The organism is Pseudomonas sp. TWP3-2 (assembly GCF_049897765.1).
In the GTDB taxonomy this organism is placed as follows: domain Bacteria; phylum Pseudomonadota; class Gammaproteobacteria; order Pseudomonadales; family Pseudomonadaceae; genus Aquipseudomonas.
The window spans coordinates 253,151-267,152 of the sequence record NZ_JAFCWW010000004.1; the positions used below are offsets into that span (position 1 = coordinate 253,151).

At 58.5% G+C, this 14,002-nt stretch carries 11 protein-coding genes; 4 read left to right on the forward strand and 7 right to left on the reverse strand.

Annotated elements, in window-relative coordinates; genetic code table 11:
• Positions 1-47: 47 nt before the first annotated feature.
• Positions 48-926, reverse strand: a complete 879-nt coding sequence (phlG, locus tag ACP7EE_RS08720; RefSeq protein WP_426234228.1) for a 2,4-diacetylphloroglucinol hydrolase — start codon at positions 924-926, stop codon at positions 48-50.
• 142 nt (positions 927-1,068) lie between these two features.
• Here phlG and ACP7EE_RS08725 point away from each other — a divergent pair, with 142 nt between their 5' ends.
• Positions 1,069-1,731: a TetR/AcrR family transcriptional regulator gene (locus ACP7EE_RS08725; protein WP_426200709.1), complete on the forward strand. Its 663-nt coding sequence runs from the start codon at positions 1,069-1,071 to the stop codon at positions 1,729-1,731.
• A 295-nt stretch (positions 1,732-2,026) separates the two neighbouring features.
• On the opposite strand, the gene ACP7EE_RS08730 is transcribed toward ACP7EE_RS08725, so the two are convergent.
• From ACP7EE_RS08730 to ACP7EE_RS08755, 6 genes are all read right to left on the reverse strand, one after another.
• Positions 2,027-2,539: a cupin domain-containing protein gene (locus tag ACP7EE_RS08730; RefSeq protein ID WP_426234324.1), complete on the reverse strand. Its 513-nt coding sequence runs from the start codon at positions 2,537-2,539 to the stop codon at positions 2,027-2,029.
• A 110-nt stretch (positions 2,540-2,649) separates the two neighbouring features.
• On the reverse strand, positions 2,650-4,776 hold the full coding sequence (locus tag ACP7EE_RS08735; protein WP_426200705.1) for a TonB-dependent siderophore receptor: 2,127 nt from the start codon (positions 4,774-4,776) through the stop codon (positions 2,650-2,652).
• Between the two features lie 195 nt (positions 4,777-4,971).
• Positions 4,972-7,377 (reverse strand): TonB-dependent receptor, encoded by a 2,406-nt coding sequence (locus ACP7EE_RS08740; protein ID WP_426234229.1) that lies wholly within the window; start codon positions 7,375-7,377, stop codon positions 4,972-4,974.
• A 68-nt stretch (positions 7,378-7,445) separates the two neighbouring features.
• On the reverse strand, positions 7,446-8,393 hold the full coding sequence (locus tag ACP7EE_RS08745) for a FecR domain-containing protein (RefSeq protein WP_426234230.1): 948 nt from the start codon (positions 8,391-8,393) through the stop codon (positions 7,446-7,448).
• Positions 8,393-8,902, reverse strand: coding sequence for a sigma-70 family RNA polymerase sigma factor (locus ACP7EE_RS08750; RefSeq protein ID WP_426200699.1), 510 nt, complete (start codon positions 8,900-8,902; stop codon positions 8,393-8,395). The genes ACP7EE_RS08745 and ACP7EE_RS08750 overlap by 1 nt, the downstream gene beginning before the upstream one ends.
• 87 nt (positions 8,903-8,989) lie before the next feature.
• Entirely contained in the window at positions 8,990-9,889 is a 900-nt protein-coding gene (locus ACP7EE_RS08755) for a helix-turn-helix domain-containing protein (protein ID WP_426234231.1), read from the reverse strand.
• A 162-nt stretch (positions 9,890-10,051) separates the two neighbouring features.
• On the opposite strand from ACP7EE_RS08755, the gene ACP7EE_RS08760 reads away from it, so the two are divergent.
• From ACP7EE_RS08760 to ACP7EE_RS08770, 3 genes are all read left to right on the forward strand, one after another.
• Positions 10,052-11,410 (forward strand): glutamine synthetase family protein, encoded by a 1,359-nt coding sequence (locus tag ACP7EE_RS08760; RefSeq protein WP_426200695.1) that lies wholly within the window; start codon positions 10,052-10,054, stop codon positions 11,408-11,410.
• 110 nt (positions 11,411-11,520) lie between these two features.
• Complete coding sequence (locus ACP7EE_RS08765; RefSeq protein WP_426200693.1) at positions 11,521-12,609, forward strand: polyamine ABC transporter substrate-binding protein; 1,089 nt, start codon at positions 11,521-11,523, stop codon at positions 12,607-12,609.
• Complete coding sequence (locus ACP7EE_RS08770) at positions 12,606-13,907, forward strand: NAD(P)/FAD-dependent oxidoreductase (RefSeq protein WP_426234232.1); 1,302 nt, start codon at positions 12,606-12,608, stop codon at positions 13,905-13,907. Before ACP7EE_RS08765 ends, ACP7EE_RS08770 begins: the two co-directional genes overlap by 4 nt.
• The last annotated feature ends 95 nt before the right edge of the window (positions 13,908-14,002 follow it).

Below are 14,002 nucleotides of genomic sequence, written 5' to 3' on the forward strand. Positions count from 1 at the left end.
AGATGTTCCCCTTAGCCTTGCGCTGGGGGGAACATTTTTTTGCGGGTTCAGTCAGTGCCGAACTCTCGATACAGCTCTGGCAGGAAACTGGCCAGATGGTTGAATTCGCACAGGTCATGAACGGCGAATTCGTAGGCGAGGGTTTCCAGTTCCGCTTCGCCGAAACCGTTGGCCTCCATCAGTGCGGCAGCCTTTTCGGCACCAGGAAAACGCGACATCGACGGATGACTGCCGACCCAGTAGCGACTGGTGAGATAGAGGCCTTCCGGAGTTTCTTTGAACAGGTGCACCATCAGCGACACCGGCACCTCGGGTTGTTCTGCCAGGCTCATCAACGCGCTGACGCTACCGTCGATTTTCGCGTCTCGGTACAGATCGGCACGCAAGCCCAGTTTTTCCGGGTCCTGGAAGTGGATATGCAGGTGCATCAGACGATCGCCGACATATTCCGAGGCGCAGAAGGTATTGCCGTACAAGCGCTGTTCGAAACTCAGCGACGTCTGCTTGAGGCGTTCGTGATTGACGCAGGGATTGCTGACATGGGCATAAGGAAACCACAGGGTATAGCGTTCGGCTTCCAGCGGGTGCCACATGAACCACCATTTCAGCATCGCTGCGGTCGAGCCCGGGAAAAACTTGCGGCTCTGGACATACGCCATTGGCCCGGGCAGCAGGGCGTATCCCGATTCCTCGCTGACGAAGTCTGCCTCCAGCAACCGATTGATGTCCTCGATGCTCGGCGTCATGGTCTGTTCCAGCGGCAGTGGTCCTTGCTGGATCTTGCACACGGCGGAAAGGGGGACATTCATCTGCGCAGAGAAATACTTGGCGTAGGGCTTGTCCTTGATCGCCTCGCGATTGCGCAGGAATTGCTTCTGCATCGGCAGAGAGAAGTAGGTGAACGGGGTCATTACGCGCGCATCCATTGCGGTGTTTTCCTTTGGCTAAATGGCCTTGGACCTGACAACATTCGTCGCCAATATCCGTACCTATCGAGGTATGTAGGTGATTTGAAGCTAAGCTTCATAAAAATAAAAGTCAAATTTGAATTTGAGTTAATAGGAGTTCATGCTCGTGTCCGGTCCAAATCAGGCAGCCTCTCTACGTGCTCAGCGACAAGATGGCCGGGTGACCCGCCAGCACATTCTGGAGACAGCAGGGCAGTTGTTTGCCGATCTGGGGTATGCCAACACCACCAGCAAACAGGTCTGCGAGAACTCCAACTCGAACGTGGCGTCGGTCAATTATCACTTCGAGAACAAGGAGGGCCTGTACCGTGCCGTGCTGCTCGAAGCCCATGACCGTCTGCTCAGCATCGATATATTGTTCAGCTTGAGCCAGAGCCCTGCCTCTGCTGAGGACAAATTGCGTTTGATCATCACCGTCCTGATCGAGCGCGTGCGCAATCATCGAGATGCCTGGGCGCTCAAGGTGTTGAGCCGGGAATTGCTGTCGCCTTCGAGTCTGCTGCCCTCGGTGCTGGAGCAGCAGGCCTATCCAAAAGCGAAGGTGTTTCGCGGCATTCTTGGGCAGATCCTGGGCTTGCCGGACGATCACCCGACCACGCTGCATTGTGCGCTGGGCGTATTTGCGCCTTGTCTTTTCCTGTTATTGGCCCACGAAGCGTTGAGCGAGAACGTGCTGCCGGGACTGGAAATGGAACCCGCCGGGCTGATCGAGCACATGATGACTTACGCTCTCGCGGGCCTCAAAGCCGTGTCGGCGCAATAGCGAACGCGATCAGCGCTGCGCATCGAGTCGAGATCCAATGGCGGCTGGACGCGAGCACGGGAAATGAATAAAACCGTGAGGCGAAGAGAGCAATAGGTACAACTCGACGAGCGCCGATTTTTCCAGCGCTCGGCGATTTGGAGTGTGCCGTCCCGCAGCGAAGGGAGTTCCCTTCAGACACATGATTTAACATAATATACATTACACGTAACAACGTATTACAGGATTAGCCCAGTTGCACAGCAGATTTGAATCTGCGAAACGACTTCTGTCCCAGCCTCACAGCTTTTCCTGTTCAACCATCCGCACGTGTCAGCTGTTCAATCACCGCCTGATGCTGTGGATACTGCGCAATCAATTTCCGCCGATCACCGATCTGCATATCCGCAAAATCAAATCCCGGTGACACCGCTTCGCTGATCAAGCCAAAACCATCCGGTCCGTCTAGCAACCGTGAAGCTTTCCAGATTCCGCCAGGCACGTGCAGTTGTAATTGCTGGCCAGCCAGAATGTCACTGCCCATGATCAACGTCTGCAATGAACCGTCGGCGAAGATCAGGCTGTATTCGACAGGATCGCCCAGATGGAAAAAATGCAGGATGTCTGACTGGTTGAAATGAAACTGACCAACCGGCGATTGCTCGGTCAGCAGATAGTAAATCGACGTCATCAGATAACGTGGTCCGCCAGCGGTTTCGAGCGTGGCGCGCTGATCAGCCTGAAAGGTTCTGCGGAAATAGCCGCCTTCAACGTGAGGCTGTAATTCCAGCGCTCTGATGACATCTCCAGCGCTTGCTTGCTGACTCATGAGTTCCCCCTCCAATTCTGCTGTATATGCATTAGCTACACTAAATCGCCATTTAGTATAGCTATTAGTTATATCACCACATGACGCGTAACGCCGGCCATGAACGAGGGTCACAACGTGTAAGAAATCCCGACCTGAACGGTTCTTGGCGCCCCCGGATAGGCATAAACGTTACCGAACGCGCCTTCTTCATAATCGCGGTCGAATACGTTTTTGAGGTCCAGGTTGAGCCGAACCTTATCGTTGACTTTGTAGAAGCCCAGCAAGTCCACGACCGTATAACTGCCCATCGAGAATGCAGTGTTGGCCGTCTGCCCTGCGCGTTCATCGATGTACTTCAGACCGGTGCCGAGACCGAGGCCTTTGAGCGTGCCATCCTGGAATTCATACATGTTGAGCAGGCTGAAGCTGTTCTTCGGGATGTTCAACAGCCGCGTGCCAGAGCGCAGCACGTTGTCTTTGGTGACTTCGGCGTCGACGTAGGCATAGCCGCCGATCACCCGCCATTCGGGGGTGAGATTGCCGGCGACGTTGACGTCAAAACCACGGCTGCGCACTTCACCGGCGGCGACATTGAAGGTCGAGTCCACAGGATCGGTGGTCAGCACATTGCGCTTCTCGATCTGGTAGATCGCCGCGTCAACGCTTAACTGCTGATCCAGCGCTTCCCACTTGATGCCCATCTCGTATGACTTGCCCTTTTCCGGCGCGAAACCACCGCCAACGCGACTGGCACCGGTGTTCGGTTTGAACGAGCGCGCCGTGTCGGCGTACACCGCCAGCGTCTCGGTCAAGTCGTAGGTCACGCCGATGCGCGGAGTGACTGCATTATCACTGGCCTGCCAGCTCTTACCGGTCGGCACGTAAGTTTCGTAGTCATGTTCGAAGCGTTCGAAACGTGCGCCGGCGAGCACTTTCAGCTTGTCGGTCAGGGCCACTTGATCCTGCACGAACGCGGCGTATGTCTTGAGGTTTTCCTTGTCGTGCGTTGGCGTGCGGGTCAATGCCGGGCGCGGCTGGCCGTAGACCGGATTGAAGATGTCGATCGGGTAGGCACCGACCGCACCGCTGGAACGTTGAATGATCGACTTGTAGTCGTAATCTTCGTACTCGATGCCGGTGAGCAAAGTGTGCTGCAAACCGCCGGTAGTGAAATGGCCGGTCAGGTTGAGCTGCGTGTCCTTGTCGGTCCACTCCAGCTTGCGATAGTTGAAGTTGCGTCCCAGGGTCCGCCCATCAGCAGCGATGCCGTTGGCCTCGATTGCGTCGCCCTTGAGCGAACCGTCGAGCCACTGGAAGCCGCCGCCCAGCGTCCAGTCGTCATTGAGCATATGCTCGAAACGCAGCTGCGCCATGTTGTTGTCATTGTGCAATTTGCCGACATCTTTCTCGCCGAAAAACGTGTCGCGCGAGGCCGTGCCGATCTGTCGCGGATAGCGCGTCACGCCACGATCCAGCGGCGCGTTGTTGCGCATGAAATCGCCTTCGAAAATCAGCTTGGTCGCGTCGGTGGCCTGCCACGTGAGTACCGGCGTGATGCCGTAACGTTCGGTTTCAACATGATCGCGGAAGGTGTCGCCGCCCTCGCCGATCACGTTCAGTCGATAAGCCAGGCGACCGTCTTCGTCGAGCGGGCCAGAGGCGTCGAGCGTGCCGCGCTGCATCCCTTGATCATTCAACTGGCTGCCCAGCGTGACGGTACGCTCGGGCAGCGGCTGCTTGGACACCACGTTGAACGTTCCACCCGGATCGCCGCGGCCATAGAGCATGGTCGCCGGACCGCGCAGCACTTCGAGTCGCTCGATCGAGTTGGCATCTGGCATGTTCGGGTAACCGCGGTTGATCGGAAAGCCGTTGCGGTAAAACTCGCCGGTGGTGAAGCCGCGAACGGTAAACGTGGTCAGGCCCTGCCCACCGAAGTTGTTTGCCCGCCCTACTCCCCCGGCGTAATCCAGCGCGTCCTGCAAGCGGGTGGCACCCAGATCCTCGACCACATCCTTCGGGACCACGCTGATCGATTGCGCAGTTTCATGGATCGAGGTGTCGGTGCGCGTGGCGCTGGCCGAGCGCGTCGCGCGATAACCCTGCACCGGGCCATCGGCCCTTTCATAATTCGCGGCGCCGACAATATCGGTTGCGTCCAACTCAAGGGTTGCGGGGGCCACGTCCGTTTGTTCAGCCCATGAGGAAGACGAAAACGCTTGCAGCATGCAAAAGGAAAGCAGGGTTCGACGCATGAAAGAGACAACCTTTACGAATAGGCCAATACAGGAGGTAAATACGCCAACAAATACCCGTGCATGCTATACAAAACCATTCGCAATTAAAACGTATTCCCATTAACGCGGTAAAACCCTGCGGCGTTTATATCTTGGCCACCAGCGCATCGGCGATGCGAATGCTCAGTGCCGCAGCCGCGCTTGAGCGCTCGATCAAAAATCAACCGTAGCCGAAAGCAGATATGTCCTTGGCGTCGACAGCGTCAACCCTGGCTCACTGTCATCAGAAGCCCCGGCAGAACTCCAGTAGCGTTTATCCGCCACGTTCTCGACATTTGCGCGCAAGGTGATGTTCTTCTCATCCACCTTGAACGCATACCGCGCGCCCACATCCAGCCGCTCCCAGGCGTCGATTTCCTTGTTGTTCGACTGATCCAGATACTGCGAGCTGGAATAGATCCCGCGCCCGGTCAGCGTCAAACCCTGCACGTTCGGCACATCCCACTCGGCACCCAGATTGACGTTGTACTTGGGCGTCGCCGGCGCACGATTTCCGTCGAACGTACCGTTTCTGGTGTTGGTCAGCTCGCTGTCGATGTACATCACGCCGCCGAGTAGGCGAAAACCTTGCAGCGGCTCGCCGAACACCGTCACTTCCACACCGTTGTTCTGGCGTTTGCCATTCGGGCCGAAGACCCGCGTGACGGCGTTGGTTTCATAGGCCGGTTGCTTGATCCGGAACACCGCAGCCGTCAGACCAAATGTTCCAGCATCGTACTTGGCCCCAACTTCAACCTGACGACTGATAAACGGCGGGAAAATCTCGTCCTCATTGATTGAAGTCGATGGCGCAATCTTGCCCTGACTCAGGCCTTCCATATAGTTGGCGTACAGCGAGAATCGATCGGTGGCTTTGAACAGAATGCCAGCCGATGGCGAGACCTTTTCTTCATCGTAAGCCGTGGCGCCTTTGATGTTGTCGCTCCAGTCATCTACCTTGACCCGCTGCCAGCGCGCACCGAGTGTCAGCAGCAAACGGTCGTCAAAGAAGCCCATGGTGTCGGCCAGTGCCACGCCGCTGAAACGATTTTCGGTATAGACCTCGGCGTCTTGCCGTGTCGCTCGCACCGGTGTCGGTGTGTCCACAGGGTTATAGAGGTTGCTCGGCGACGCCGCATATCGCGCGCCGCCGTTTTCGAAGTCCATATAGAAGTTGCTGGCCGCCAGGTTGATCTCATGACTGACCGGCCCGGTGTGAAACCAGTTGCGCACGCCAGCGGTGGCCGTGCGCACATTTTCGTCGCGAGTAAAGTCACGCGGCTGCACGCTGAAATCGCCTGCGTTATTGGTGACTGAAACCGCATGGCGCAAGAATTCGTGATTACTTTTGCGCGCACCGACGCCGCCGTAAAGCATGGTCGAATCATTCACGTCGAACTCGGCGTTGAGCGTGCCGAAGGTGTCTTTGGTGCGCGCCTTGCTCCAGGCTTGCGCATAGTTGTGGCGCACGTCGCGGGCATTCGGAATCCGGGCATTCGCGCCGACTTGCACGCGCTCCTGCGGCGCATCGGTAGCGCGTTCGGTGTGGCCGACATCGGTCGATAAGCGCAGGCGCTCACCGCGAAAATCCAGGCCCAGCACCGCCATGTCGCGGTCGACACTCTGGTGATCCCATTCGGTATCGCCAGATTGCTTGACGCCGTTGAAGCGAATGCCGAACTTGCCGTCTTCACCAAAACGTCGGCCGATATCCACCGCGCCGCCCAACTGATTGTTCGACGCATAACTGCCGGTGAACGAGGTGATCGGCTTATCGCTCGCGCGTTTGGGCACCACATTGATGCCGCCACCCACACTGCCGCGCGGTGAGATGCCGTTGATCAGTTGGCTCGGGCCTTTGAGGATATCGACGCGATCAGCCATTTCCATGTCGATGGTGTAAGTCGGCAATATCCCGTAGAGACCGTTGTAAGCCACGTCACTGTTGAACAGGCTGAAGCCGCGAATGGTGAATTGCTCGTAACGCCCGCCGGCCGGATTGGTGGCGCGCACCGAGGGATCACTGGCGATCAGATCACCCAGCGTGCGCGCCTGCTGATTCTTCACCGCTTCGCTGGTGTAAGTGGTCATGCTGAACGGGGTTTCCATGAAATCGCGCGAGCCGAGCAAGCCTTGTGAACCGCGCCGCGCAACCTGGCCACCGGCATACACGTCGCCGCTGCCGGCGTCACTGGCGCCGAGGATCGAGGTCGGCGCCAATTGCAGGCTGCCGCCCTGCGGTGCCGGCAGCAGAATGTACGCTTGCTCGCCCACCGCTTGCAGCTGCAATCCGGAACCCAGCAAAAGCCGAGCGAAGCCCTCCTCCACCCCAAACTCGCCGGTCAAACCGTTGCTGTTACGCCCACTGACCAGTGCCGGATCCACCGACAGATTGACCCCGGCCAAACCGGCAAACCGCGTCAACGCAGCGCTCAAACTGCCGGCCGGCACCTGATAACTGCGGCGCGCGGCGGCGTCATCGGCCCAGCTCACTGGAATCAATAACGGACTGGCACTCAGGCTCAACATCAGGCTCAACTGCAACAACGGACGCAAACGGCTGGGGAATACTGCGGGCATTGGTAGAAGCTCTCGTTTTTAATTCACTTACCTGGAATGACCGGTGAGGCGAAAAAAAGGGACAGGCTTCACGCAATATTTTTTCGAGGGATCAGCGTTACCCAAAAACGCATGCGCGATTGCACCTCCAACGGCAGACTGGCAGCCAGCAACGCGAGCACGCGATCAGTGTTGTCGAGGCGGAAACTGCCGGTGATGCGCAAGGCCTCCAACGCCGGATCCCAACGCAGCAGCCCCGGCCGATAACGGCTCAGTTCGCGCAGGAAATCCCCCAGCGGCTGGTTTTGCGCAGTGAGCACGCCGCTGCGCCAGTCCGCCAGCATTCTGTCGTACGTGCCAATTGCACCGGCCCCACTGGCTTGCAGGCTGACCTGTTGCCCGCCGGTGAGCACCATCAACGGCCCATGCAGAGGTTGTAGCTGCACCGAACCACTGACCACCGACACCTGACAATCGCGCTCATTCAGGCGCACACAAACTTCACTGCGACTGGCGATAACGCTCCCATAAGGCGAACGAATCGTCAGCGCTGCAGTGCCCGGAACATTCAGTGCCATCTCTCCACGCACCAGCGTCAACACGCGCGTAGCGAGATCGACATTCACCGCGCTGTCGGTATTGAGCTGCAACGCACTGCCATCGGCCAACGGCAATTGCTTGCGCTCGCCGGTACTGGTTTGTAGATCGGCGCGCCACACATCCAGCGGCAGTTGCCGGCCGATCAACCACGCCGCCGGTACCAATGCAGCAACGCCAAGTGCACGTTTGATCGCCGCTCGGCGAGCCAGATCCGGACGATCCAGCGTGGCCATCGCCAACTGCGCCGGCAAGCCGGAAAAGCGCTGACGCAACGTCTGGACTTTCTGCCAGGCACTTTCATGGCGGCTATCGCTGCTGCGCCAGGTGTGCAGACGCACAAGATCGTCATCGCGCGCGTCCCCGGATTCCAGTAGCGCCAGCCACTGCGCCGCCGCGCGTGCGACTTCACGGGATTCGGCGGATGGCGCCGCGCGCATTACAAATCCACCAATAGACAGTGTTCGTAGGCTTGCGCCATATAACGTTTGATCGTGCGCTCGGAGACTTTCAGCCGCTCGGAAATCTCGCGGTAACCCAGACCTTCGAGCTGACTCAACAGAAACGCCCGGCGCACCGGCGCTGGCAATCCGTCGAGCAACTCATCCAGCGCTTGCAGGGTTTGCAGCAAAATCCAGCGCTGTTCCGGGGATGGCACGCAGGCTTCGGGAAGATTGGTCAACGCATCGAGGTACGCCTGCTCCAGGCTGCGGCGACTGTAGAAATTGCTCAGCAGGCGTTTGCCGATAGTCAGCAAATACGCGCGCGGTTCACGCATGTCGACGATTGAATGCGAACTGCCAAGTACACGCAAAAAGGTGTCCTGACTCAGATCCGCCGCATCCCACGCGTTGCCCATGCGCCGGCGCAGCCAGTTTTCCAGCCAGCCGCGATGGTCACGGTACAAGGTGTCCAGACTGTGATCCGGCGGCGTCGCTGCTTCAATCATCTCAAGAGACCCTGCGCGAAGGCTTAAATGAGACTGATTCTAATTAATGTTTCAGCGCAAAACCATGCTCATTTCTGACGATTACCATCAGCCGCGCTTCAGCGTCTCACTCGGCAATTCTTTGAACAGCGCGCGATAACTGCTGGAAAACCGCCCCAGATGCCAGAACGACCAGTTCATCGCCACCTCGGCCACCGTGGTTTCCGCAGCGCTACGCGCGAGCAATTCGCGCCGCGCGCTGTTTAGGCGGCGCAGGCGCAGCCACTGGGTCGGCGACATCCCCGTGTAAGCCTTGAACGTCTGTTGCAACTGGCGCAGTGAACCGCCGGCAACTTGCGAAAGCTCAAGCAGATTGAGGGTTTCTTCCGGCGAATCCGCCGCCCAGTCCCCCACGCGTTTCATGATCAGGCGTTCCTCTGCACGGCGCTGCATCGCACCACGATCCAGGCATATACAGGCGTTATCGAGGATAAACAGACAGTCTTCGAGCAACTGTTGAGTCAGGGCTTCGCGGGTCGGCGGATCGAGATTTTGCGTGAGTCGGGTCAGGGTCGAACTGAGCCAGCGACTGAACAACGCGTTCTGCCCGCCATTCAGCGGCGCCATGAACAAACCTTCGAGCCGCGCCACATCCAGACCGTGCTGACGGACGAACTCCGGGCCGAACACCACGGCGATTTCCTGATAATTCTCGGGGGTGATCCAGATGTTGCGGCTGTCTTCGTTGAGCAGATACAGCGCGTTGTCACTGCGATCAAAACAGAACGCCAATGAACCTTCCGGCGCGCTGAAATTCTGCTCGACGCGGGTGTTCATCTGCTCTTCGTAAACCTCCACGCCCTGCAAGTCCAGATAGCGGATCTGCCCGGCGAAATGCCCCGGCGACATCTGCTGGTACTGCTGGACCCAACCCGGTGTAGCGCGGATTTGCTCGGCGACATCGGCTGTATTGAAGGCTTGAACCTGTATTGGATTGCACGTCGTCATGGGTGATCCTGCGCACTCTTTTGGTGCGCTTTGGTGCTGCTGAAAGTGGATAGATGGAACCGCAAGGCACGCCCAAGATAGTCGTCAACGCGTCTCAGGGGAAGTGCAGGCGGATGAAACCACCCTCCCCCGGCGTTACACAAAACCAATAACGAGGTCTCTATGAATGCCCCTTTCGATCAGCTGTTCACGTGGCTGAAAGATCACAAGATTACCGAAGTCGAATGCGTGGTCAGCGACCTGACCGGCATTGCCCGCGGCAAGATTGCACCGACCAACAAGTTCCTCAATGAACGAGGCATGCGCCTGCCGGAAAGTGTGCTGCTGCAAACGGTAACCGGGGATTTTGTCGACGACGACATCTACTACGACCTGCTCGACCCGGCCGATATCGACATGATCTGCAAGCCGGTGTCCGACGCCGTGTACGTGATTCCATGGGCCATTGAGCCGACCGCCATCGTCATCCACGACACCTTCGACAAGTTCGGCAACCCGATCGAACTGTCGCCGCGCAACGTGCTGAAGAAAGTCTTGCAGCTGTACACCGACAAGGGCTGGAAGCCGATTGTTGCGCCAGAAATGGAGTTCTACCTGACCCAACGCTGTGAAGACCCGGACCTGCCACTCAAGGCACCGCTCGGTCGTTCCGGTCGCGCTGAAAGTGGTCGTCAGTCGTTCTCTATCGACGCGGCCAACGAATTCGATCCGCTGTTCGAAGACGTCTACGACTGGTGCGAACTGCAAGGTCTGGATCTCGACACGCTGATCCACGAAGACGGCCCGGCGCAGATGGAAATCAATTTCCGGCACGGCGACGCGCTGGATCTGGCCGACCAGATCACCGTGTTCAAACGCACCCTGCGCGAGGCGGCGCTCAAGCACAACGTCACCGCAACCTTCATGGCCAAGCCGATTGGCGACGAGCCCGGCAGCGCCATGCATTTGCACCAGAGCGTGGTCGATAGCGTCACTGGCAAACCGATCTTCGCCAACGCTGACGGCAGCATGAGCGAGTTGTTCCTGCACCATATCGGCGGCCTGCAAAAGTACATCCCGAAACTGCTGCCGATGTTCGCGCCGAACGTCAATTCGTTCCGCCGCTTCCTGCCGGACACCTCGGCACCGGTGAACGTCGAATGGGGCGAAGAAAACCGCACCGTCGGCCTGCGCGTGCCAACCTCTGGTCCGGAAGCCATGCGCGTGGAAAACCGCTTGCCCGGCGCTGATGCCAACCCGTATCTGGCGATCGCCGCGAGTTTGCTGTGCGGTTACATCGGCATGGTCGAGGGGATCGAGCCGAGCGCGGCCGTCGAGGGTCGGGCTTATGAGCGCCGCAACCTGCGCCTGCCGATCACCATTGAAGAAGCGCTGACGCAGATGGAAGAGTGCCCGACCGTGGCGCGTTATCTGGGCGATAAATTCGTTCGCGGTTATGTCGCGGTGAAGCGTGCCGAGCATGAAAACTTCAAGCGCGTGATCAGTTCGTGGGAACGCGAGTTCCTGTTGCTGAGCGTCTGAGCAACACCACCCAACCCTGTGGGAGCTGGCAAGTCGAATCGTCGAACCGCAGCTCCCACAGGAGAAAGTGCCACCTGAATAATCCAATAATTCCAAGAAGAGGTGTCGTTATGCGTCTATTGAAATCCCTGATCCCCGCCGCCCTGGCGTTGGCGTGCAGCGCTGCCGCCCACGCCCAACCGCAAGTCAGCGTCTACAACTGGACCGACTACATCGGCGAAACCACCCTCGCCGACTTCCAGGCCAAATCCGGGATCAAGGTCATCTATGACGTTTTCGACTCCAACGAAACCCTCGAGGGCAAACTGCTCGCCGGGCGTACCGGTTATGACGTAGTGGTGCCGTCCAACCACTTCCTCGCGCGTCAGATCAAGGCCGGCGCGTTCCTCAAACTGGATCGCGCACAGTTGCCGAACTGGAAAAACCTCGATCCGAAACTGCTCGCGCTCCTTGAGAAAAACGATCCGGGCAACCAGCACTCTGTGCCCTATCTGTGGGGTACCAACGGCATCGGCTACAACGTCGACAAGGTCAAGCAGGTGCTCGGCATCGATCACATCGATTCCTGGGCGGTGCTGTTCGAACCGGAAAACCTGAAGAAACTCAGCCAGTGCGGCGTGTCGATGATGGACTCGGCCGACGAAGTGTTCCCGGCAATCCTCAACTACATGGGCATGGACCCGCGCAGCGAAAATCCGGAAGACTTCAAAAAGGCTGAAGCCAAACTGCTGAGCATCCGCCCGTACATCACCTATTTCCATTCCTCGAAATACGTTTCGGACCTGGCTAATGGCGACATCTGCGTGGCCTTCGGTTATTCCGGGGACGTGTTCCAGGCCGCCAACCGAGCCAAGGAAGCCAACAACGGCGTGAACATCGCCTACGCGATTCCCAAGGAAGGCGCCAACCTCTGGTTCGATCTGCTGGCAATTCCTGCCGATGCCGGCAACGTCAAACAAGCCCACGAATTCATCAATTACCTGCTCGATCCGCAAGTGATCGCCAAGGTCAGCGCTTCGGTCGGTTACGCCAACCCGAACCCGGCCGCCAAGCAATACATGGACGCGGCGCTGGTGAACAATCCCGAGGTCTATCCGCCGCAAGAAGTCCTCGACAAGCTCTACATCTCCTCTACCCCGCCCCAGCCGATCATGCGTCTGATGACTCGTTCCTGGAGCAAAGTGAAGTCCAACCAATGAATCAGCACACCCAAGAACACGCACGCTCCTATTACGCCGCGTCCGCCCGGGCCAGCACGCCCTATCCGGTGCTGGATGGCGACTTGATCGCCGATGTCTGCGTGATCGGCGGCGGTTTCACGGGCGTCAACACCGCCATCGAACTGGCTCAGCGCGGCCTCAGCGTGGTGTTGCTCGAAGGCCGGCGCATCGGTTGGGGCGCCAGCGGGCGCAATGGCGGGCAGTTGATTCGCGGCATTGGCCATGAAGTCGAGGGCTTCACGCGTTATGTCGGCGAGGAAGGCGTGCGCTATCTGCACCGTGCGGGAATCGATTCGGTAGAGCTGGTGCGCCAGCGTATCAATGACAACGGCATCGAGTGCGATCTGCGTTGGGGCTTCTGCGAACTGGCCAACACCGAGGCCCAATTCGCCGCGTTCAAGGACGAGCAAGTCAGCCTCGCGCAGCTCGGCTATACACATGAAACGCGGCTGGTCGAGCCCGAGCAGATTCGCCAGCAAGTGGTGGACGCCAGCGTCTACAAAGGTGGGCTGATCGACATGGGTTCCGGGCACCTGCATCCGCTGGATCTGGTACAGGGCGAAGCGCGGCTGGCGGCGTCACTTGGCGTGCGCATCTTCGAACAGAGTCCGGTGCTGGAAATCATCCATGGCCCGACCGTGCAGGTGCGTTGCGCCGCCGGGACGGTGCGCGCCGGCAGTCTGGTACTGGGTTGCAACGCGCATCTGGATGAACTCGAACAGCAACTGACCGGCAAAGTCCTGCCGGCCGGCAGTTACATCATCGCCACTGAACCACTGTCGGAGGAACGCGCCGCACAGTTGATTCCACAAAACCTGGCGCTGTGCGACCAGAAAGTCGGCCTCGATTACTACCGACTCTCGGCGGATCGACGCCTGTTGTTCGGCGGTGCCTGCCACTATTCCGGACGCGATCCGGCGGATATCGCAGCCTACATGCGGCCGAAGATGCTCAAGTTGTTCCCGCAACTGGCAGACGTGAAAATCGACTATCAGTGGGGCGGCAAGATCGGCATCACCGCCAATCGTTTCCCGCAGGTCGGTCGGCTGAAACAGCATCCGAACGTGTTCTACGCCCAAGGCTATTCCGGCCACGGGCTGAACGTCACCCACTGGTGCGCCAAGTTGCTCGGCGAAGCGATTCACGCCGGTCACAGTCAGGGCATGGACGTGTTCAGCAGTGTGCCGCACATGACCTTCCCCGGCGGCCCGGCGTTGCGCTCGCCGCTGCTGGCTCTCGGTATGTTCTGGTATCGATTGCGCGAAATCCTCGGCTGAAGACACCTTCATATTTGCTCTATCGCCAAGCACTTCTATATTGATGAGGTGCTTTTGCGTTCCTGACGCTCAGTGCCTAACTCACCCTGGAGATC